Annotated in this window: 17 protein-coding genes; 16 read left to right on the top strand and 1 reads right to left on the bottom strand. The window is 47.4% G+C overall.

Features of this window, described 5'->3' with window-relative positions:
- Positions 1 to 17: 17 nt before the first annotated feature.
- From ACFSVM_RS23090 to ACFSVM_RS23025, 14 genes are all read left to right on the top strand, one after another.
- Positions 18 to 941, top strand: a complete 924-nt coding sequence (locus ACFSVM_RS23090; RefSeq protein ID WP_090724757.1) for an ABC transporter permease — start codon at positions 18 to 20, stop codon at positions 939 to 941.
- 11 nt (positions 942 to 952) lie between these two features.
- On the top strand, positions 953 to 1,834 hold the full coding sequence (locus ACFSVM_RS23085) for a carbohydrate ABC transporter permease (protein WP_047911344.1): 882 nt from the start codon (positions 953 to 955) through the stop codon (positions 1,832 to 1,834).
- Between the two features lie 33 nt (positions 1,835 to 1,867).
- Positions 1,868 to 2,989, top strand: a complete 1,122-nt coding sequence (locus tag ACFSVM_RS23080) for a glycoside hydrolase family 88 protein (RefSeq protein WP_379264822.1) — start codon at positions 1,868 to 1,870, stop codon at positions 2,987 to 2,989.
- 223 nt (positions 2,990 to 3,212) lie between these two features.
- Positions 3,213 to 5,549 (top strand): helix-turn-helix domain-containing protein, encoded by a 2,337-nt coding sequence (locus ACFSVM_RS23075; RefSeq protein ID WP_379264820.1) that lies wholly within the window; start codon positions 3,213 to 3,215, stop codon positions 5,547 to 5,549.
- A gap of 15 nt (positions 5,550 to 5,564) precedes the next feature.
- On the top strand, positions 5,565 to 7,211 hold the full coding sequence (locus tag ACFSVM_RS23070; protein WP_379264818.1) for an extracellular solute-binding protein: 1,647 nt from the start codon (positions 5,565 to 5,567) through the stop codon (positions 7,209 to 7,211).
- Between the two features lie 135 nt (positions 7,212 to 7,346).
- Complete coding sequence (locus ACFSVM_RS23065; RefSeq protein WP_379264816.1) at positions 7,347 to 9,770, top strand: EAL domain-containing protein; 2,424 nt, start codon at positions 7,347 to 7,349, stop codon at positions 9,768 to 9,770.
- A gap of 182 nt (positions 9,771 to 9,952) precedes the next feature.
- On the top strand, positions 9,953 to 10,432 hold the full coding sequence (locus ACFSVM_RS23060; RefSeq protein WP_076314424.1) for a hypothetical protein: 480 nt from the start codon (positions 9,953 to 9,955) through the stop codon (positions 10,430 to 10,432).
- 1 nt (position 10,433) lies between these two features.
- Entirely contained in the window at positions 10,434 to 10,784 is a 351-nt protein-coding gene (locus ACFSVM_RS23055; protein WP_256209725.1) for a hypothetical protein, read from the top strand.
- 5 nt (positions 10,785 to 10,789) lie between these two features.
- Entirely contained in the window at positions 10,790 to 12,124 is a 1,335-nt protein-coding gene (locus ACFSVM_RS23050) for a glutathionylspermidine synthase family protein (protein ID WP_379264812.1), read from the top strand.
- A 3-nt stretch (positions 12,125 to 12,127) separates the two neighbouring features.
- Positions 12,128 to 12,532 carry a DUF350 domain-containing protein gene (locus ACFSVM_RS23045; protein ID WP_090724749.1) on the top strand — a complete coding sequence of 135 codons (405 nt, stop codon included), beginning with the start codon at positions 12,128 to 12,130 and terminating at the stop codon, positions 12,530 to 12,532.
- Positions 12,533 to 12,688: 156 nt separating this feature from the next.
- Positions 12,689 to 13,633, top strand: coding sequence for an aldo/keto reductase family protein (locus tag ACFSVM_RS23040; RefSeq protein WP_090724747.1), 945 nt, complete (start codon positions 12,689 to 12,691; stop codon positions 13,631 to 13,633).
- A 159-nt stretch (positions 13,634 to 13,792) separates the two neighbouring features.
- Complete coding sequence (locus ACFSVM_RS23035; RefSeq protein ID WP_076314428.1) at positions 13,793 to 15,664, top strand: spore germination protein; 1,872 nt, start codon at positions 13,793 to 13,795, stop codon at positions 15,662 to 15,664.
- The gene (locus tag ACFSVM_RS23030) at positions 15,627 to 16,880 is read left to right on the top strand and encodes a Ger(x)C family spore germination protein (protein ID WP_379264809.1); all 1,254 of its coding nucleotides are present in this window, start codon (positions 15,627 to 15,629) and stop codon (positions 16,878 to 16,880) included. The genes ACFSVM_RS23035 and ACFSVM_RS23030 overlap by 38 nt, the downstream gene beginning before the upstream one ends.
- A 2-nt stretch (positions 16,881 to 16,882) precedes the next feature.
- On the top strand, positions 16,883 to 17,989 hold the full coding sequence (locus ACFSVM_RS23025) for a GerAB/ArcD/ProY family transporter (protein ID WP_379264807.1): 1,107 nt from the start codon (positions 16,883 to 16,885) through the stop codon (positions 17,987 to 17,989).
- Here the strand turns inward: ACFSVM_RS23025 and ACFSVM_RS23020 are convergent.
- Positions 17,903 to 18,229, bottom strand: coding sequence for a hypothetical protein (locus ACFSVM_RS23020; RefSeq protein ID WP_090724741.1), 327 nt, complete (start codon positions 18,227 to 18,229; stop codon positions 17,903 to 17,905). The two genes, ACFSVM_RS23025 and ACFSVM_RS23020, sit on opposite strands and share 87 nt — an antisense overlap.
- A gap of 194 nt (positions 18,230 to 18,423) precedes the next feature.
- Here ACFSVM_RS23020 and ACFSVM_RS23015 point away from each other — a divergent pair, with 194 nt between their 5' ends.
- Positions 18,424 to 18,819, top strand: a complete 396-nt coding sequence (locus ACFSVM_RS23015; RefSeq protein WP_047912458.1) for a Fur family transcriptional regulator — start codon at positions 18,424 to 18,426, stop codon at positions 18,817 to 18,819.
- On the top strand, positions 18,798 to 19,610 hold the full coding sequence (locus tag ACFSVM_RS23010; RefSeq protein ID WP_076314431.1) for a response regulator transcription factor: 813 nt from the start codon (positions 18,798 to 18,800) through the stop codon (positions 19,608 to 19,610). The genes ACFSVM_RS23015 and ACFSVM_RS23010 overlap by 22 nt, the downstream gene beginning before the upstream one ends.
- Positions 19,611 to 19,712 lie beyond the last annotated feature (102 nt).

The raw sequence follows: 19,712 nt of genomic DNA, 5'->3' as shown, positions 1-19,712 counted from the left end.
GGTGACTAAACCGCCCCATGGACCATTCCCGATCTTTCAAAAGCCGGTTTATCCGGGATTTCATGTTGAATAAATACCTTTATCTCATGATGCTTCCGGTCGTCGCGTACTATCTCATTTTTCATTACACGCCGATGTACGGTGCAGTCATTGCTTTCAAAGACTATACACCCATTAAAGGCATTCTCGGCAGCGATTGGGTCGGTCTGAAGCATTTCATTGATTTTTTTGACAGCTACTATTTTTGGCGGATTCTAAAGAACACGCTGCTGATCAGCCTGTACTCCCTGTTGTTTGAATTTCCGATGCCCATATTGCTTGCTCTGCTCATAAATGAGGTTCGTCAGCGGCGGTTCAAGCGGGTCGTGCAGACGATTACGTACATGCCTTATTTTATTTCACTGGTCGTGATCTGTGGAATTATTACGGATTTTACAAATGCGGATGGTCTGATCAATCGATTATTCATGTGGCTTGGCTATGATGGGCAGGCCATGCTCCAGAAGCCTGAGCTGTTCAGGCCGATCTACATTCTGTCCGAAATATGGCAGCGGATCGGCTGGGAATCCATCATCTACATTGCGGCACTTACAAGCATTGACCAAGAGCAGTATGAAGCTGCACGCATTGACGGAGCGAACCGTTTGAAGCAGATGTTCTACATTACCCTGCCCGGCATTCTGCCTACGATCACGATTATGCTCATCCTCCGGATGGGGAATCTTCTAAATGTCGGCTTCGAAAAAATTATCCTGCTATACAATCCGGTGACCTATGAGACAGCCGATGTCATCTCCTCCTTTGTCTATCGGAAGGGGCTTCTGGAATTCGGATGGAGCTACAGCTCAGCGGTGGGCTTGTTCAACTCCGTCATCAATCTGATTCTGCTGGTGACAGCCAACTACATTAGCCGAAGAGTCAGTAATAACAGCCTATGGTGAGGTGAAGCGATATGAAAAAGGAAACTGGCTGGTTTGACCGGATCTTTGATCTCATCAATTATACATTCCTGCTGTTGCTGGTTACGGCAACACTGTATCCCTTGCTCTATGTACTATTCGCTTCCTTCAGCGATGCGGCGAAGCTGCTGCAGAATGACGGAATTCTGTGGCGGCCGCTAGGCTTTAATCTGGATGCTTATCGAAGCGTGCTTGCTAACCCGGGGATTGGACTCGGGTTTCGGAATACGCTGTTCATTGTCGTGGTGGGGGTCACCGTGAACTTGCTGATGACTTCTCTTGGGGCGTACGTGCTGTCACGCAAAAATGTGATGTGGAACAAGGTGTTTATGTTCCTGATCGTATTTACGATGTTTTTCAGCGGCGGGCTGATTCCTCTCTATCTTGTGGTCAAGGGCGTCGGACTGCTGGATTCGCTCTGGTCTACCATTATACCGTTCAGCATCAGCACGTTTAACTTGATCATTATGCGTACGGCATTTATGGGCATACCGGACAGTCTGGAGGAATCGGCCAAAATTGATGGTGCCAACCACTTTACCATCTTGTTCCGCATTATCATTCCCCTGTCCATGCCGGTCATTGCCGTTATGATTCTGTATTATGCCGTAGATAAATGGAACGGCTGGTTCTATGCATCGGTGTTCATTAAGAGCCGGGAGCTGTTCCCGCTCCAGCTGGTGCTGAGGGAGATCCTGATTGCCAACTCAACAGACAGCATGTCCACCGGAGCTTCAGCCGGAGACCGTTTTCAGATTGGGGAAACGATTAAGTATGCCACAATTATCGTCGCAACAGTACCGATTCTGTGCGTGTACCCGTTTGTGCAGCGCTTTTTCGTCAAAGGCGTCATGGTAGGTTCGCTTAAAGGCTAGTATCCAAAAATTCAGCGGATGGAGGGATTGTTCATGGTGCAATTGCAAACAGCTGCAAATCAGGCGGTATGGGAACAAATCTGTAGAAAGGTCGATGCGGTGCTTCCCAGGATGGCTGGCAAATGTCCTCATGTGGCGAAGAGTGACGGCATCTACGATGATACGAGACTGGATTGGTGGACGTCCGGCTTCTGGCCGGGTATTCTGTGGATTATGCATGATATGACGGGTGAGCAGCGGTACAAGGATGCCGCCTGGAGCTGGGATGAACGAATGGAGCAGCTGTTCCTGACGGAGAACCGTTATGATCATGATGTGGGCTTTCAGTTTCTACCGACAGCGGTCATCAAGCACAAGATTACAGGCGACAAGGATGGAGCAAGGCGGGGGTTGTTTGCAGCCAATTTCCTCGCTGGAAGGTTCAATCTGAAGGGGAATTTTATTAGAGCTTGGAGAGCGGATAAGACAGGATGGTCGATCGTCGATACCGCCATGAACCTCTCTCTGTTGTTCTGGGCTGCGAAGGAGAGCGGCGATCCAAGATTCATGCATGTGGCCAGAGCACATGCGGATACGGTCGTGAGACAATTTATCCGGGAGGACGGCTCTACTTATCACATCGTCCGGTTTGACCCGGAGACAGGAGAGCGGGTAGATGCAATCGGCGGCCAAGGGGCAGCTCAGGAGTCGGCCTGGAGCCGGGGAGCAGCATGGGCGCTGTACGGGATGACGAATGCGTATACTCATACAGGTGATGAGACGTATCTTCGCGCTGCACAGCGTGTCGCCCATTTCTTCATCGCTCATCTGCCGGAGGATGGGGTTCCTTACTGGGACTTCAGAGCGGATGAAGAGGAAGGTGGTATTCCGAGGGACAGTTCGGCAGGGGCCTGTGCGGCTTCGGGTCTCATCGATCTGGCGGGACATCTTGGAGACACCCAGGGGAGAGGATATCGTGCAGCTGCTGAACATATCCTCGGTTCTCTATATCAATCTTACGGAACATGGGACAACACCGCTCATGAAGGAATGCTTCTGCAGGGGACGGGAAACCGTCCTGCGGATGAGAATGTCAACGTGTCGCTCATCTATGGAGATTACTTCTTCGTTGAGGCGACCGCCAAGCTGAATGGCTGGAAGCATCGGATATTCTAGCATTACTGGATATACAGCACAATATAGCGCAACACCCGAATGACAGTATTGCTGCTGCCCTTCGGGCTGTTTGCGTTCTTTTTTCATCATGACTCCAAGGGATTGTACGTTTTGCTCATGATATTGTACTTATTGTATATTCCGTCCCTGGCCTTGTTTCGTTATAATGTAATCCACAGTCAGTGGAACTTCACAAAAAAACGAATAATAGGGTGATGGACTATTGAGGAACATTCAACATTTGTGGCAAAAGCGTGAAAGCATCATTGTCACCTGGCTTGTTTCTTACACGGCAGTCCTTTTTATACCGATCATCATTAGTCTTGTCATTTACTTTCAGGCAAGCGATACACTGAAGGGCGAGATTGACCGGGCGAATGATTCGCTTCTGAAGCAAGTCAGATATACGATCGATAACCAGATTGATCTGATGAAGCGTCTGAGTATGGAGATGACCTGGAATTCGAACCTGCAGACACTGATGTACTCCAATATTTCTCCTGAGGAATCTTCCTATACTTCCTATCAATTAGTTCAGCAATTCAAGCTGTACAAGACATCTTATGCCTCAATCGACGAGTTCTACATTGTCCGGGACAGCGATCATTCTGTCCTCCGTTCCGGGAATGTCCGGGATATGGAAACCGCATTTAGAACGCTGCATGATACAGGGACTCTCACCTATGAGCAATGGAAAGATACCGTTCAGCTTCCCGGCTCAAACCGGTTCACGGTACTGCCCCATTTAAATAATACGGAGCTGCCGTCATCCATTGCCTACATAACACATCTGCCTAAGGGCTTGAATGGGAGAGATACCGGAAGCGTGGTCGTTATGGCCGATATGACCCGGTTTCAGAAGCCGCTGGAGAGCATTGCCGGCTTCAATGAAGGCCTGCTGCTCATTCTGAATGACAATAATGAGGTGCTTATGTCCACCCGTCCGGATGCACCGGAGCTTGCTCCATTCCTGAAGGGGCAGCGGGTAGAGCTATCCGCAACAGCAGAGGGGGAATCAGAAATATTCTACATTCCATCGGCCGTATCGGACCTAAAATATGCGCTCATCATCCCAAGCCGGATCTATTGGGAAAAAGCCGAGTATGTCCGCAGCTTCACGTATATCAGCATCGCGGTGAGCATCATCAGTGCGATACTCATCACCTGGTTTTTTATGAGAAGGAATTATTCGCCGATTCAGCAGCTGGTGCGTGCATTGACAGATCATACTGGAACGATGGAGCTCCAGGAGGGCAATGAGCTGCGTTTTATTCAGGAGGCAGTCTTGCAAACGAGAACGAAGCATGATGAGATCAGCATGCAGCTGCACAAGCATGAACAGGTGCTCAGGTCCAACTTGATCAATCGCCTGTTGAAGGGCAGACCCGATACACTTGTCCCGTATGAGGATGCCTTTCGTTCCTTTCACATGCCGCTGCAATCGCAGGATTTTGCTGTTATTTTGTTTGATGTAGAAAATGAAGAGAATTTGTATGAGAAGCTGCCGGGTATTGATATCAACGAACGAAGAAAGCTCATCCAGCTGATTGTTTCCAATGTGGTAGAGGAGCTGGTGCATACGCATCAGCATGTTGGATACGTAGCCGAGGTAGATGATATGATGGTGTGCCTCGTAAATTTGAAAGCGGATTCTTGTGAGGCGGCGGCTGATCTCCATGCCATTGCGTCAGAAGCGAAGCAGTTCCTTCATCGGTATGAGATGGAAATAACCGTCTCCATCAGTGGGAAGCACAGCTCATGGATTGGAATAGCTACAGCCTATCAAGAGGCTGTGGATGCAATGGAATATAAGATGGTCCTTGGCAAGAGCGGAATCATTCAGCATGAGAATATCCGGGTAGAAGGTGCCCTGGAAGATCAATACGGCTACTATTATCCGCTTCAGGTCGAGCAGCAGCTGATTAATCTGATCAAAGCCGGGGAATTAGATCAGGCAACCGATTATATGAGAGAAATAACGGACCGCAACTTTAACAAGCCGGTTATGTCCTTAACGATTGCCCGGTGTCTGATGTATAACCTTGCAGCTACCATGATGAAGGCGATTAACGAGGTGGATCAGAGCATCGTGGAGCGCAATCCACGCTTCATTGAACACATTACCGATTGTGATACCCTTCAGGAAATGCGTGAAGCGCTGGAGTCATTGTTAAAGGAGGTTTGCTCTTATGCTGCAGCCAAGCGAGCACACGGCATTACGCAGGAGAAAGAAGACAGCCTGGTGCGTTTAACGGCACAGGTTACGAGCTACATTGAAGAGAATTACCAGGATATGAATTTGAATGTTAATTCAATTGGAGAGCATTTTGAGCTCAAGGGGAGCTATCTGTCCAAGCTGTTTAGAACACATACAGGAGAAGGCCTGCTTGACTGCATTCACAAATATCGGATCGAGCAGGCCAAGCAGATGATGACTGCCAAGCAGGATTCAATCAATGAAATCTCCAAGCATGTAGGATATAACGATGCCGCAACATTTATCAGGGTGTTCAAAAAGTATGAAGGGATTACGCCTGGCAAATATAAAGAGCTCTATTAGAAAGGAGGCCTATGAATGGGATGCCGGCTCCTACGATATCAGAGAGGGTGGATCGCTGCTCTGGCTGTTTTAACCATGCTCATGCTGTCGGCTTGTATGAATACAGGGGGAAACGAATCTTCTCTATTGAGTGTGGCCGAATTTCAGCATACGGATTCGGATGATGTACTGGAAGACGAGGCCGATCTAACGTATTGGGCAGGTCTAAGCAATAACGCGGCAAGTATCAAATCCAATCTGGAGGATATTCCTTTCTTTCAAGAGTGGAAGCGGAGAACAGGGGTGAATCTTACATTTATTAATCCGCCCCTCAATCAAGGTAAAGAGGCGTTTAATGTGATGATCACATCCGGCAATTTGCCGGATATGATCGAGTATGAATGGATGAATTATCCCGGAGGACCAGAGAAGGCGATTCATGACGGCATTATCCTCCCATTAAATGAGCTCATCGAGGAGCATGCACCCCATTTCAAACAGTTTCTAGAAGACCACCCTGAAATCGATCGTCAAATCAAGACGGCAGATGGAAGCTATTACGTCTTTCCGTTCATTCAGGCAGAGGATAAGCTGCGTACCTATCAGGGTCCTATTATAAGGAAGGATTGGCTGGATGAGCTTAAGCTGCCTGTCCCGAAGACCATTGAGGAGTGGCATACCGTACTAACCGCCTTCAAAGAGCAAAAAGGAGTACCCGCCCCGCTTACGATTCTTGGTAATTCAAACCCTTTATCCGGAATTGAGGGCGGGGGCTTCGTGGGAGCCTACGGAATAAGAAAAGGCTTCTATATGGAGGACGGAGTCGTCAAATTCGGTCCGATGGAGCCGGAATACAAGGAGTTCCTGGCTTTGTTTCGATCCTGGTACGCAGAAGGTCTCATTGACCAGCATTTTGCAACAACCGATACCGAAACCCAGGATATGAACATGACGATGGAGAGGAGCGGAGCAGCGATATGGAATGCAGGAGCGGGCATTGGGACATGGCTTCCGAAGATCAGAGAAGTGAATCCTTCCGCAGAACTCATCGCCGCTCCTTACCCCGTCCTACATGAAGGGATGCGCCCCAAGTTCGGGCAGCTGGCTCCTGAGGTGGGCATCAGCGGCGGTGTAGCACTTTCAGGGAGCATTCAGAATGCAGAGGCTGCGATCCGAATGCTGGATTACGGATATGGAGAAGAAGGACATCTGCTGTTTAATTTTGGAATTGAAGGCTTGAGCTATGAGATGATCGATGGATATCCGACATACACGGATCTCATCCTGAACAATAAGGATAAGCTCTCTCCGTCACAGGCGCTCGCGATGTACACCCGTGCCAGCTATTTTGGCCCGTTCGTGCAGGACATTCGTTATTTGGAGCAGTATTACACATTGCCTGAACAGAAGGAGGCGATTCAGATCTGGGCGGATACGGATGCTTCACTTCACCTTCTGCCTGCACTTCCAAAGTCGGAGATAGAGAATGCGGAATTGTCCGCCATTATGCAGGAGGTCAACAAGCATGTCGACGAAGTGTCTCTCAAGATGATTATGGGCATTGAGCCTCTCTCCGAGTTTGAGAGCTATATACAGCAGCTGAAATCCATGAATATGGAGCAGGCCATTGCTATTCAGCAGCAAGCGCTTGACCGGTACAATAGCAAAGCCCGTATGCCTTAATGAAGCCTTAGTTCGTTATTAAACGAATTAAGGCTCTTTTTGTTAACCAAATGGTGACTCGTGATGTTACTTTTTGCTTTTTATTGGACGATATATTATTCATTGGTGCGTATGACAAATGAAAGAGGGAGTTTCATGGAATACACTGAACATTCGGTTGACCAATTGCTGGTTCTATTCTCATATCTGATCGCTGTAGTCTCATCCTACAACGTATTAACTTTGGCGGGAGCCCTTAGCAGTTCGAAGGGGGCAAACCGAGCCTGGCTTGTGTACGGAGCCGTTGTCTTGGGACTGGGTGTGTGGTCTATGCATTTTGTCGGCACGATGGCCGGTTCTACTCACCTGACCGTTACGTATGATTTAACACTTATTCTGGCTTCTGTTGTGGTCGGGATCGGAGCTTCCTTTGTCACCTTGTACCTTGTAGCATATGGATCATTGACCAGAACGCGATTATATCTAGGAGCGAGCATCATTGCAGCAGGGATCTCCTCTATGCATTACTTGGGGATGGAGGCCATGGCTGTAGACCACTATTACAACTGGATTTTTGTTGTCTTATCTGTTCTCGTTGCTTTTCTGGCATCGGTTGCTGCATTGTGGTTCTCGTTTTATTTTGTCAAGAATACAAAGTACTCGAAGAGCTGGTACTTGAAAAAACTCGGTGGTGCACTCTTCATGGGGGCTGCAATTTCAGGGATGCACTATATCGGCATGCTGGGAACCGAGTACGATATGAATCATATTCATTTGAACCGGTCCGGGGTTCAGCTGGATCAAACATGGCTTGGTTATCTTATTGCCGGCGGAGCCTTACTTACACTGGGTCTCTCTATGATCGGGCTATATGTGTCACGAAGATTTTCTAATCAGGAGAAGGAGAGGCGAGAGCAGGAACGATGGTATAAGTCCCTATATGATAACAATCAGGATGGGGTAATCTCGGTCAATTTGAGTCATTACATCATCGGATTTAATCCTGCTGTCGAGCGAATCACGGGGGTAAGAGAAGAAGAGCTGAAGAACCGGCATATTGAAGAGATTCTTCCGATTTTTGACCCAAGTGAGCGGGAGAGAGTCCGTGATATGTATAAGAAATCTGTAGCAGGAGAGAAGCTCAGCTATGAATCGGTCATCTATAACCGGGCGGGCACCCGTGTTGATCTTAACATGGTGCATGTACCCATCATTATTGAGGGGAAGGTTACAGGCCATTACATTATCGTCAGGGATGTTACCTTTGAGAAGCAAGTGAAGGAAAGAAATCAATTTTTAGCTTTTCACGATGATCTGACCGGATTGCCTAATCGACGATTGATTAATAATGTGCTTGCGGATCTCATTGACAGGGAGAATAGTGAGACACAGCCGTTTGTGCTCATGGTGATGGATCTGGATCGGTTTAAGATTATCAATGATTCACTGGGGCACTTGTACGGGGATCTCCTTCTGAAGGAGATGAGCAAGAGGATTGTCCATCATACCATGGACAAGAGTGTGGTGGTAGGACGCATCGGCGGAGACGAGTTCTCCATATTATTGCTCGACTATAACGAGGAGTCAGATGCTTCGGAGCTGGCTGAACGGTTAATGGCGGTAATCAGTGAGCCTTATGATATGAAGGGGAATAACTATTACGTCTCTACCAGCATCGGAATTACGGTGTTTCCCAGCCATGGGAAGGACGCGATCCAGCTTATGAAGAATGCCGATACGGCGATGTACGAGGTGAAGAAGAATGGCAAGAACGGCTACCAATTCTTCTCCTGTGAGCTGAACGCCCAGGTGGAGCAGCGGGTCGAGCTGGAAGCTGACTTGCGCAGAGCATTGGAGCGCGGCGAGTTCTTACTGCATTATCAGCCTCAAATAAGGGCTGATGACGAATCCATTATCGGGGTTGAAGCCTTGGTAAGGTGGAATCATCCGACAAAGGGCATACTGCCTCCCGGCATGTTCGTACCTGTGGCAGAGGATACCGGATTAATCATGGAGCTGGAGTCAAGGGTATTGTACGAAGCATGCCGCCAAATGCAGTCATGGCATGAATCAGGGGCGCCGCTGATTTCAGTAGCCGTCAACCTGTCATCTCATCAGTTCTATCATTCGAGCCTGACACAGCAAATCAAGGATGTTATTGAGCAGACTGGGCTTGAGGCCAAGTACTTGGAGCTCGAAATTACCGAAAGTCTGATGATGAATCCGGAGGTGTCCAGCACCGTGCTCAAGGAGCTGGCGAATCTGGGCATCAGAATAAGTCTGGATGACTTTGGAACCGGATACAGCTCGCTAAGCTACTTAAAAAAACTGCCCATCAACAAGCTCAAGATCGATCGTTCCTTTATTCAGGATATTGCTCACAATGATAGTGATAAAGCGATTGTTGCCAGCATCATTGACATGGCGCATCATTTGAATTTGAATGTCATTGCGGAAGGGATTGAAACGAAGGATCAGCTGGAGATTCTCAGCCAGCATAATTGCAGAGAGGTTCAAGGCTATTACTTCAGCCGTCCTCTGCCTGCAAGTGAGCTGGAAAGAGTGTACCTTCATCCGTGATCATTCAATTCGGATTTCTCAATCCGAATTTTGCATAGATCCTTATCCTTATAAATGGTGTTAAAGGAAATTTTGAAAATTTTTGTAACCTCTTCCCCTGTTCGTACGTTTAAAATTAAGCATAAACAAGAGGCCTGATCTGCAAGGCAAGAGAAGACTCAAGATGGGGGAAAGATGACAACATGCATGTACCGGTAATTTATGAGCACTGGTCTGAGTCGGATAAGAAAGTGATTGAACCGCTCACTCAGCTTCATGTGTCTCAAGAAGAGCTGTTTGTCCGCAAGCTGGTGAATGCAACGATCATTCGCGGCGAGTTGTATGAGCATACGGCTAACGAATCTGAAGATGGACATCGACATTTCATCTACGCGAAGAAATTCAATCCGGACGAATACAGTTATGGCAAAGCACTGTATGAAGCCGCATTCGATGCTTATCAAGTATCGTCAGGCAGTATCGCTTGTGAATATGTATTGTGGAAGGGGCGTTCCTTCCAGTCGTTCGAGCTGAATATCCCTCTGTCCTCGACAATGGATATTGCACGGCTCCTGCTGGATCATTATCTAGTTCACCGTGATGAAACCTATGAGAGTGTGTACACCGTATTTGACACCGATCGGTCCAAGGTTGTGCTGTATTTGAAGCGAGGTGAATTCTAAGATGAACGGACAGACAGAAGACATTAGGCTTAGAACGAATAAGCCCGATGCAGCTCAGAAGCCCAAAGCCCCTAAGAAAATTAACGCGCAGAAGATGGTGACCTTCTCTCTTCTCCTCACCCTTCCTGTAGCGCTGGCAGGCTGCGGTAATCAATCGGATGACTGCTACGATTATAATAATGATGGATATTGTGATGATAACAGCGGGTCGAGCGGCGGCGGAGCTTATTACTATGGAGGCAGCAGCGGATCAAGCTCATCTTCAGGCAAATCCTCTGCTACCTATAAATCAAGTTCGAGTTCCAGCTCCAAGGGCTTTGGCAGCGGCGGATTTTTCAGCTCTGGGGGATAGATCACATGAATCGAATTTTGCCATTTGATAAGCCGCATGATGGAATTTTTGCAGGGGAAAGAGCTGAACAGATTCCCTACCATCGGATGTACGGCAAACAGTATTGTCTCCCTGCTGCAGTACGTTATTCAGAAAAAGAAATCGAGCAGCTGATGTATGCCTCGGAGATGATCGACAGCATCTATCTGAGCACACTGCGTTTTGCCCAGCGATATTTGCCGGATGCCTTTCTTTCGCAGCAGCTGGGTGTTCCTGCAAGCCTTATTCCTGCAGCGCGAATGGAGGTCCCGGGACACGGGGTATCCAGGCAGGATTTTATTCTGGAGCCTGGCGGGCGGATCAAGTGTATAGAGAATAATACGGATACTCCAACTGGAATTCCTGAAGCCTCCTATCTGGCACGGGAGCTGATCGAGTGTCATACTTCCGGTCTGCAGGCCACTTCGGTGAAGATGAGGCTGCATATTGCTCAGGCTTTTCGCCTGCTGCTTGAGTATTATGAATCGATTGGACTTGGCGGCCGCGTTGTATTCACCTGCTATGAATGGCATGTGGAGGATCGGCGCAACACCGAGTACCTGATGGAGATCGTTCAAGAAATGGGGTATGAAGCCTGCTATGTTCCCCTATCTGAACTGGAAATCGTCCGAGGTGAGGGGCTGTATTCCAAGGGTGAGCGCATATCGGTGCTATATCGGCTGTATCCATTAGAGTATCTGGTCAATGACGAAGGTGAGGATACAGAGGACAGAATTGGAGAATGGATGCTTGAGCTGGTAAAAGAGGGGAAGCTAGGTCTTATTAATCCGGCTCAAAGCATACTCACCCAGAGCAAAGGCTTCATGGCTCTAATCTGGTCACTATATGAACGGCACGAAGAGGCAAGCGAACTGCTGGGTGAACCGCTGTATACGGGTGAGCAGCTAGAGGCCATACAGCAGTATCTGCTGCCAACCTATTACAGTCCCGCACTGTTTATTCAACAAGGTCAGGCTTATGTTGCCAAAGGATATTGGGGAAGAGAGGGCAAGGGGACTTCCCTGTTTGATGAGGCAGGCCAATTGACGGAGGCGGAATGGGGACAGAGCGAGGAAGACAGCCGTGAGGACATTCAGAACTATTACGGGAATCAGCCGCTTATCTATCAGCTGCGCTGTCAGATGGAGGATGTGCAGGTACATACGGAAGAGGGCCCTTTTTCCGGATATTTATTGACTGGAGTTTATGTTATTGGCGGCCAGTATTCAGGGCTGCTTCCACGCGTAGGCGGCAGAATTACAGGGGATATGGCTTATTATTGTCCGGCTGCATTTCCTATATATTTGAAGGAGGAACAATAGAAAATGGAGAATTTCGGAGTTGATTTGCTGAATGTGGCCATCGGGATTGTCCTGATCCTGGTTATCCTATTCGTCGGATATACCCTGTTCAGCAAGGTTACCCGGTTTGACGACGGGAAGGAAATTAGAGGCGGGAATGAAGCGGCCGGGGTATACATGGGCAGCAAGCTGCTGGGTCTGTGTATTATTGTGGCTATGGTCTCCTTCAGCTCGCATTCATGGGTAGATATGATTGTCTGGTCTGTAGTGGGTATTGCTGTACTTATTCTTGTATATCTTATATTTGATTTTATAACGCCGAAGTTCAAAGTGTGTGAAGAGATTGAGAAAGGCAATATGGCAGTGGCTCAATTGCTTCGCTCCATTATTATCGGAGTATCGCTGGTCATAGGAACGTTTTTGTTATAAAAGATGCATAATCCGTTATCCGGTACGCTTGGAGTACCGGATTTTTTGTTATTTATTTATGCTTATAGGAATTGTCGCGTTCCTTTTCATTTTAAGGCCGAAGGTTTATATTAAAAAGGAAACAAATACATATTTTTCAAGGGAGGAATGGCACGCATGAAGTACCGGAGATTAGGTGGCAGCGGTGTGAAGGTCAGCGAGATCAGTCTTGGAAGCTGGCTCACGTATGGAGGATACGTTGAGCAGGAGAATGCGGTTCGTTCCATTGAAACTGCATATGATGCGGGGATCAACTTCTTTGATACAGCCAATGTATATGAACGCGGAGCAGCAGAAGAGCTGCTGGGCAAGACACTGAAGAATTACGCAAGGGAATCCTATGTGCTGGCTACCAAGGTATTCGGCAAGATGGGCGAGGGTCCGAATGATCAAGGCCTTTCACGGAAGCACATTATGGAGCAGTGCGAAGCAAGCCTTAGAAGGCTCGGCACCGATTATGTAGATATCTATTATTGCCACCGGTTCCATCCCGAAACGCCACTGCTTGAGACACTGAGAGCGCTGGACGATCTGGTTCGTCAAGGCAAAGTGCTGTATGTCGGAGTCAGCCAGTGGACAGCAGCTCAGATGGAGGCCGCGCTGGGTCTTGCAGACCGGTATTTGCTTGATCGGATCGTCGTGAACCAGCCGATCTATAATATGTTTGAGCGGTATATTGAGGATGAGATTATTCCGCTTGGCGAGCAGAAGGGGATCGGACAAGTCGTCTATTCTCCGCTGGCACAAGGGCTGTTGACAGGTAAATATAACGATACAGGCAGCATTCCAGAGGACAGCCGTGCTGCAAGGCTTGGATGGGATGACAAGAAAATGAGCCCTGAGCGAATTGAGAAGGTTCGGCAGTTAATTGACATTGCCGGCGAGCTGGATATTAAGGTGGGTCAGCTGGCCCTTGCCTGGATTCTGCGTCAGCCGAATGTATCCAGTGCACTCGTGGGTGCAAGCCGTCCGGAGCAGGTCAAAGAAAATATCGGGGCCTCTGGAATCGAATTAGAGGCGGAAGTACTGGAACGGATTGAAGGAATTCTCTCCGGATCGTAAATAAGAGGTTAGTATAAATCAATAAATAACACAGCGAATATAAGCACAAGCTTCCTGAATATGCAGGAAGCTTTTTTGTCGTTTTATAAATCCATACATAAAGTAAATACTGGATGGTAAGAATCAGTATATACGTTTTTTGGAAGTGAGGGGAGCAGCTTGAAACGTCATCGTCGCAGTGAATACTTAAAAAAGCTCAAGCCAAAATCGTCCAGTGACCAACCTGCACAAGATACGAGCGAGGACCCAGTCCAAAATACGGAGCAAAGTACCGCTCAGTATATAAATAGCGATTACAGCCAAGATCAAGCTCCTGAGTCATCGGATCAGCAGCAGCCGGAAGTGGCTTCTGCAGGAAGTGAATATGCCTCAAACGGCAGTGACCAATCAGACAAGAATTCTGACAGCTCTAATAGCGAGGCTTCTTCTGGATCACCCGTGTCTCAATCTTCACAAGCACCTCAGGCTAAGCTTGATGAGCTCAGCGGAAATCTTCAGCAGATGCTGGATGGTATTCTAATCCAAAATGGGAACAGTAGTGATATTACAATTAGAAAGCTGGAAATAGGAACGAGCCCCAGTATTTCTATTGCTATCGTATACATCAGCAGTTTGGTAAAGGAAGACACAATTAACGACTTTATTATTCGTTCCTTGCTGAATTCTGAATTCAAGCTGGATAAAATCACAGACGGTAAAGACAGCAAGAGCATTCTGAAGGAAGGACTGACGAAGAAAGTATTCAGTCTGGGTACCGTGGAGTACTGCAAAGACTGGGAAGATATGATGGACAAGCTGCTGCTCGGGAACACGCTCGTATTGACCGAGGACAGCACAGATGTGCTTCATATCGTTACAGCCGGCGGAGAATTCCGGGCGATTACAGAATCGCAGACGGAGTCTGTCGTCCGTGGACCCAAGGAAGGGTTCGTTGAAACACTGTCCATTAATGTCTCCCTTCTGCGGAGAAGAATTCATAGTCCGGATTTGCGAGTGACGTATCAAACGATCGGCTATAAGTCCAACACACGTGTGGCCGTTCTTTATATGGACGGGATTGCAGATGAAGATGTCGTGGCCGAGGTCTTTCGGAGACTGGATGAAATTCAAATTGACGGGGTCTTTGACTCGACCAATATAGAAGAGCTTATTCAGGATAAGGCAATAACCCCGTTCCCGACCGTATACAGCACAGAGCGGCCCGACACGACCGCAGTCCGTTTGCTTGAAGGAAGGGTCGTCCTTGTTGTGGATGGGAGCCCATTTGTCCTGATCGTACCTACCGTGTTTATACATTTTTTTCATAGTGCAGCAGATTATTCGGATCGGAACGATATTGCGACACTGCTTCGTCTGCTAAGAATCATCAGCTTTATCATTTTGCTGCTGGGACCGTCCTTATATATCGCCATGACGACCTTCCATTATCAGCTGATTCCAAGTGCACTGTTGTACAGTCTTATAGCACAGCGAGAAGCGATTCCCTTCCCCTCCTTCGTGGAGGCGATTATTCTGGAGACGATATTCGAGCTTCTGAGAGAAGCGGGGGTTCGAATGCCGCGCGTGGTAGGTCAGGCAGCAAATATCGTCGGCGGTCTTGTACTGGGACAAGCGGCAGTAGAAGCCGGTATTGTGAGTCCCCTGCTCACGATTGTTATCGCCATTACTGGCATCGCGAGCTTTGCGATTCCAACCTATACCATGGCGATCGCAGGACGTATATTTCGGTTCGGGTTTATCGTACTTGCTGCGACGTTTGGCTTGTACGGCATCATGCTGGGGCTGATCGCGCTGCTCGCTCACATGAATAGTCTGAGATCCTTTGGTGTTCCGTACATGACCCCGTTCAGTCCCTTCGTATTGAAGCAGCAGAAGGACGCGGTTCTCAGACTTCCCGTTTCCTTGATGAAGCAGAGACCAGGCAGCCGGAGCGGTGAGTATAACGTCGTAACCGAGGATGGGCCTGTTACCGCGGATAAAACGGATGATAAGAATGAAAGTGCAAGACAAAACAAACAGAAAGGATCTTGATATGAAGCGGAAGCTGCTGCTTATCACTGTACTAACCTTGGTGTCCATGATCCTCACGAGCTGCTGGGATGCCGTAGAGCTGAAGGATCGCTTGATTCTTTCCGGCTTTGCAATGGACCGTGGCAATGCTAAGGGAGTATACGAATTCTCATTTCAGGGTGTTGTATCCAATGAGGTATCGGGTAGCCGGAAAATTGGTTCCACACCCTCATTTGTATTCTCGGATCAGGGAAGAACCTTACAGGAAGTCGTCAGCAAAATGTCTCAGAAGATTCCGAGGCGATCGTCAGGTTCTCATGCTGAAGTCGTGATTATCAGTGAAGATCTGGCCAGGGATGTAGGCATTGGCCGATTTATAGATCTCATTGAGCGAGATCCCGAGACGAGAATTACCATGCAGATTCTTATTGCTAGAGGCTCAAAGGCCAAAGACGTGCTCGCCATTACAAGTCCAGTAAGCCCAATTACAGCCAACAATATAGCGGAAAAGGTCAGATTCGCCTCCAAGCAATATTCGCATAACTTCTCGTCAGAGGTGGATGAAACGATCCGGGGGATGATTGTTCCGGGTGGCGGCCCCACAATCAGTGGTGTGGTGGTTAAAGGAGACAAAAGCGCGGGCACAGAAAGAAAAAATACCGAAAGCTCTTATGTGTCTGCTTACACGAAATTGGATGGCATGGCCATGTTCAAGGGAGACAAGCTGGTAGGGTGGATGGAAGGTGATGAGCCGCTGGGTCTTGCGATTATCAAGAATAGATCGATGAAGTCAATGGTTAATTTGTCCTGCCACATCGATCCCGCGGAAGTTGTCGGGATTGAAGCCTATTTCTATAAGTCCAGTATTAAAGCATCGGTCATCGATGGGGTACCTCATTTTCATATTGATGTGAAGCAGGAAGGTACGATTAATGAGGTGACTTGTCCGCTGAAGCTGGATGAAGGGGAGGTCATTGAGATCTATGAGAAAACCTGGAGTGAGAAGACCAAGGAGATTGTCATGTCAGCTGTAACCGCAGCACAGAAGGCGGGTACGGATGTGCTTGGTTTTGGCTATGTGCTGGAGAAGAACCGCTCTCCTGAATATAAGCAATGGGAAGAAAGTGATGACTGGTCTGAGAAATTTTCGCAAAGTGAAGTGGAAGTCGACGTACAGTCCGTCATTATGAACACATTGACACGTACCAATCCATATAGCAGCGGAGGGGAGGATTAGAGATGAATAGAAACCAGATCAGTACGGGGCAAATGATTTCCTTGATGCTTATGTTTGAAATAGGTGTTGCTGCGGTCATCAATCTAGGCTTTTCGGCAGGCAGGGACGAATGGATGGCCTCGCTGATCGGTATGATCCTTGGGGCTGTATTGTTCTGGTTCTATACCTCTATATCCAGACATTTCCCTACACTTCCCCTGACAGCGATCAGCCGGAAATTACTTGGTAAATATGCGGGTGCTGCGGTGGGTTTAATGTATGTGATCTATTTTATGTACATTGGCTCCCGTAATTTGCGGGAAGGCTCCAATCTCATAAACATCGTTTTGCTGAATAATACACCCCTTGTCGTCATTACTACACTCATGGTTTGTTGTGTGGCATATGTGACCTATTTAGGCTTTGAGGTATTGGCTCGCACAGCTGTATTATTAATGGTTTTTATTTTCTCTATTGTTTTGATTATTAATGTCTTGCTGTTTGCTTCGGGTTCAGTCCATGTTGATTATATCCTCCCCATACTTGCTGATGGGATCGGGCCCCTATGGGAGGCAATTACGACAGATACCCTTATCGTTCCTTTCGGCGAAATGATCCTCTTCTTGATGCTGCTGCCGTATATGCGAAGACCTGAGAAAGGCGGTTATATCGGCGTAATTTCTATTATCATCGGAGGTTTGCTCATCACTCAGACGATGTTTTTAAATGTAGCTTCATTGGGGCTCAATATCGCGAAGGGATCACCATTTCCCGTTCTATCCACAATTAGTACCATTCAGATCTCTGACTTTATCCAGCGGGTAGACATTCTGGTCGTGATGACAATGATTATTACTAATTTCTACAGAGTCGCATTGTATTTCACAGCTGTGCTGATCGGTGCATCAGATATTTTCAATATCCCTTACCGTAAACTGGTCATTCCTGTGGCCTTTATCTTTCTAATATGGTCCTATAGTATGGCGAGAAATTATATTTTTCAAATTGAGTTCGGTGTTCTCGCCTTCTATTATGTTCATCCTTTATTTCTGTTCTTTTTTCCCAGCCTGCTGCTTGTAGCCGCTTGGATTCATAAGCGAAGACAGAGGAGGAGCACCACCATCGCGTAAAGGCTTGTTAATAAGTGTGAATAGTTTAAACAGGCCTTTTCCAATCGGCTTGCCGGTAAAGTATAGAAAGACGACAGACCCTACGAGCATCAGCGTGTTTATTTCCGCCGGGCGGAGAATGTAATTATCAAAGTTAAAGGCAGAGTCAATCGAGCCGTGGCCGAAGAAAAAATCAGTAGCCATATCAAACGCTATGGTAAGCACGGATAAGACAATAAAAGCGCCTGCAGCCTTGAGCATGTATATGCCTCCCTATATAAATTTTTGGTAAAGCAATCTGGGAAAAAGACAAAAGCTATCGTTTGCCGGGTGGTTTTCACCCTATTTTTAGTCCATGCATTGGAATTTATACAGGGATTGACTGCCTATGACTTTAGATTTATACTTAATCTAAAAATAAGTTCTTTTCATATAGAAGGAGATCTGATGATCTTATGGCTAAAACATTAAATTTAACGACTCAGCGTCAAGCTGTTTATGATGTCGTCCGCAAATCACATAATCACCCTACAGCAGCAGAAGTGATGACCATGCTGTCCCAGGAAGGATATAATCTAGCATATGGTACGGTATACAATTCCCTTCGGTATCTGGTGGAGAAAGAGTTGATACAAGAGCTTAAGCTGGGTGAAACCGCCAGCAGATACGATGCCAGAACAGATGACCATCAACATATTATTTGTGAAGTGTGCGGTAAGGTTGACGAAGTGATGACAGATGTACCTGAGAGCTGGACGGAATTGGTAGCACAAGAGACAGGGTATGAAATTGATCATGCACATGTTGTATTTGGAGGTGTATGTCCGGAATGCAAAAGCAAGCAGAAATAGCGAACATTAATCAGTATCCTTATGCTTCGATTCGTATCTCACAGGACAAGGCCGTTCAGATGTTTAATCGAGCCGAGGAGCCTGTGGTGCCGTTCTGTGCAGTAACGAAGCGTATACTGCTCGTAAGTCCCCTGCTGAATCAAGTTCATGATCTGGTGAAGCTGCTGACCGACCGCTGTTTTGACGTGATGATGTTCCACCGGCTTGAGCCAGACTTGTACGGAAGCATTCCCCATGATCTTCTGATCTATGATGTGACGTCATATGATGAGATGGATGCACTGGATCTGCAGCTGAAGCTGAAGAATTCGACCGCTGGGCAGACCTTGTTCTTGGTTAGTGAGAACTTCATTCGAGGGGCAGCTCCGGAGCTGCTTCAGGAAGAGCTGCTTGTATGGCCTGGACGTCCTCATGAGGCACTGTATCATGTTCAGCGGATTATTAGCCGAGGTACATCTGGAAATAACCAAGCAGTGAATCCGAACAGAAGTGATTGCCTGGTCTTCAAGGACCTCAGAGTAGACACAGAACGCATGCTTGTGTATAAGCAGGACAATCAGATTCATCTGACCAAGACCGAATATGATTTGCTGCTTATTCTCATGAACGCGAAGGGTTCTGTCATTTCCCGCGAGGAAATGCTATCAAGAGTATGGGAGACGGACTTTACCGGAGGCAGCAATGTTGTGGATGTCCATATCAAGAGTCTGCGCAAGAAGCTTGGGGATCAAGCGGCGGCACCTAAATATATCATTACTGTAAGAGGAGTCGGCTACCGGCTCGCGGACTAGAAGGAAGTCTTTAAATGACAGTTCATCGACTGCTCATTTAAAGACTTCTTTTTATTTTGGGGAATTCATGAAATTTCCATAATCTTCACAGTTCTTCATCTG

It is taken from the genome of Paenibacillus shunpengii (assembly GCF_042684905.1).
GTDB classification, from domain to species: domain Bacteria; phylum Bacillota; class Bacilli; order Paenibacillales; family Paenibacillaceae; genus Paenibacillus; species Paenibacillus shunpengii.
Note: the sequence above shows the minus strand (reverse complement) of the source record. Positions and strands in the feature narration are given on the sequence as shown.

Excerpts from the sequence above, each read along its gene's own strand:
- ACFSVM_RS23090 (WP_090724757.1), top strand. The coding sequence starts at position 18 with ATGGACCATTCCCGATCTTTCAAAAGCCGGTTTATCCGGGATTTCATG.
- ACFSVM_RS23085 (WP_047911344.1), top strand. The coding sequence starts at position 953 with ATGAAAAAGGAAACTGGCTGGTTTGACCGGATCTTTGATCTCATCAAT.
- ACFSVM_RS23080 (WP_379264822.1), top strand. The coding sequence starts at position 1,868 with ATGGTGCAATTGCAAACAGCTGCAAATCAGGCGGTATGGGAACAAATC.
- ACFSVM_RS23070 (WP_379264818.1), top strand. The coding sequence starts at position 5,565 with ATGGGATGCCGGCTCCTACGATATCAGAGAGGGTGGATCGCTGCTCTG.
- ACFSVM_RS23065 (WP_379264816.1), top strand. The coding sequence starts at position 7,347 with ATGGAATACACTGAACATTCGGTTGACCAATTGCTGGTTCTATTCTCA.
- ACFSVM_RS23060 (WP_076314424.1), top strand. The coding sequence starts at position 9,953 with ATGCATGTACCGGTAATTTATGAGCACTGGTCTGAGTCGGATAAGAAA.
- ACFSVM_RS23055 (WP_256209725.1), top strand. The coding sequence starts at position 10,434 with ATGAACGGACAGACAGAAGACATTAGGCTTAGAACGAATAAGCCCGAT.
- ACFSVM_RS23050 (WP_379264812.1), top strand. The coding sequence starts at position 10,790 with ATGAATCGAATTTTGCCATTTGATAAGCCGCATGATGGAATTTTTGCA.
- ACFSVM_RS23045 (WP_090724749.1), top strand. The coding sequence starts at position 12,128 with ATGGAGAATTTCGGAGTTGATTTGCTGAATGTGGCCATCGGGATTGTC.
- ACFSVM_RS23040 (WP_090724747.1), top strand. The coding sequence starts at position 12,689 with ATGAAGTACCGGAGATTAGGTGGCAGCGGTGTGAAGGTCAGCGAGATC.
- ACFSVM_RS23030 (WP_379264809.1), top strand. The coding sequence starts at position 15,627 with ATGAAAGTGCAAGACAAAACAAACAGAAAGGATCTTGATATGAAGCGG.
- ACFSVM_RS23025 (WP_379264807.1), top strand. The coding sequence starts at position 16,883 with ATGAATAGAAACCAGATCAGTACGGGGCAAATGATTTCCTTGATGCTT.
- ACFSVM_RS23020 (WP_090724741.1), bottom strand. The coding sequence starts at position 18,229 with ATGCTCAAGGCTGCAGGCGCTTTTATTGTCTTATCCGTGCTTACCATA.
- ACFSVM_RS23015 (WP_047912458.1), top strand. The coding sequence starts at position 18,424 with ATGGCTAAAACATTAAATTTAACGACTCAGCGTCAAGCTGTTTATGAT.
- ACFSVM_RS23010 (WP_076314431.1), top strand. The coding sequence starts at position 18,798 with ATGCAAAAGCAAGCAGAAATAGCGAACATTAATCAGTATCCTTATGCT.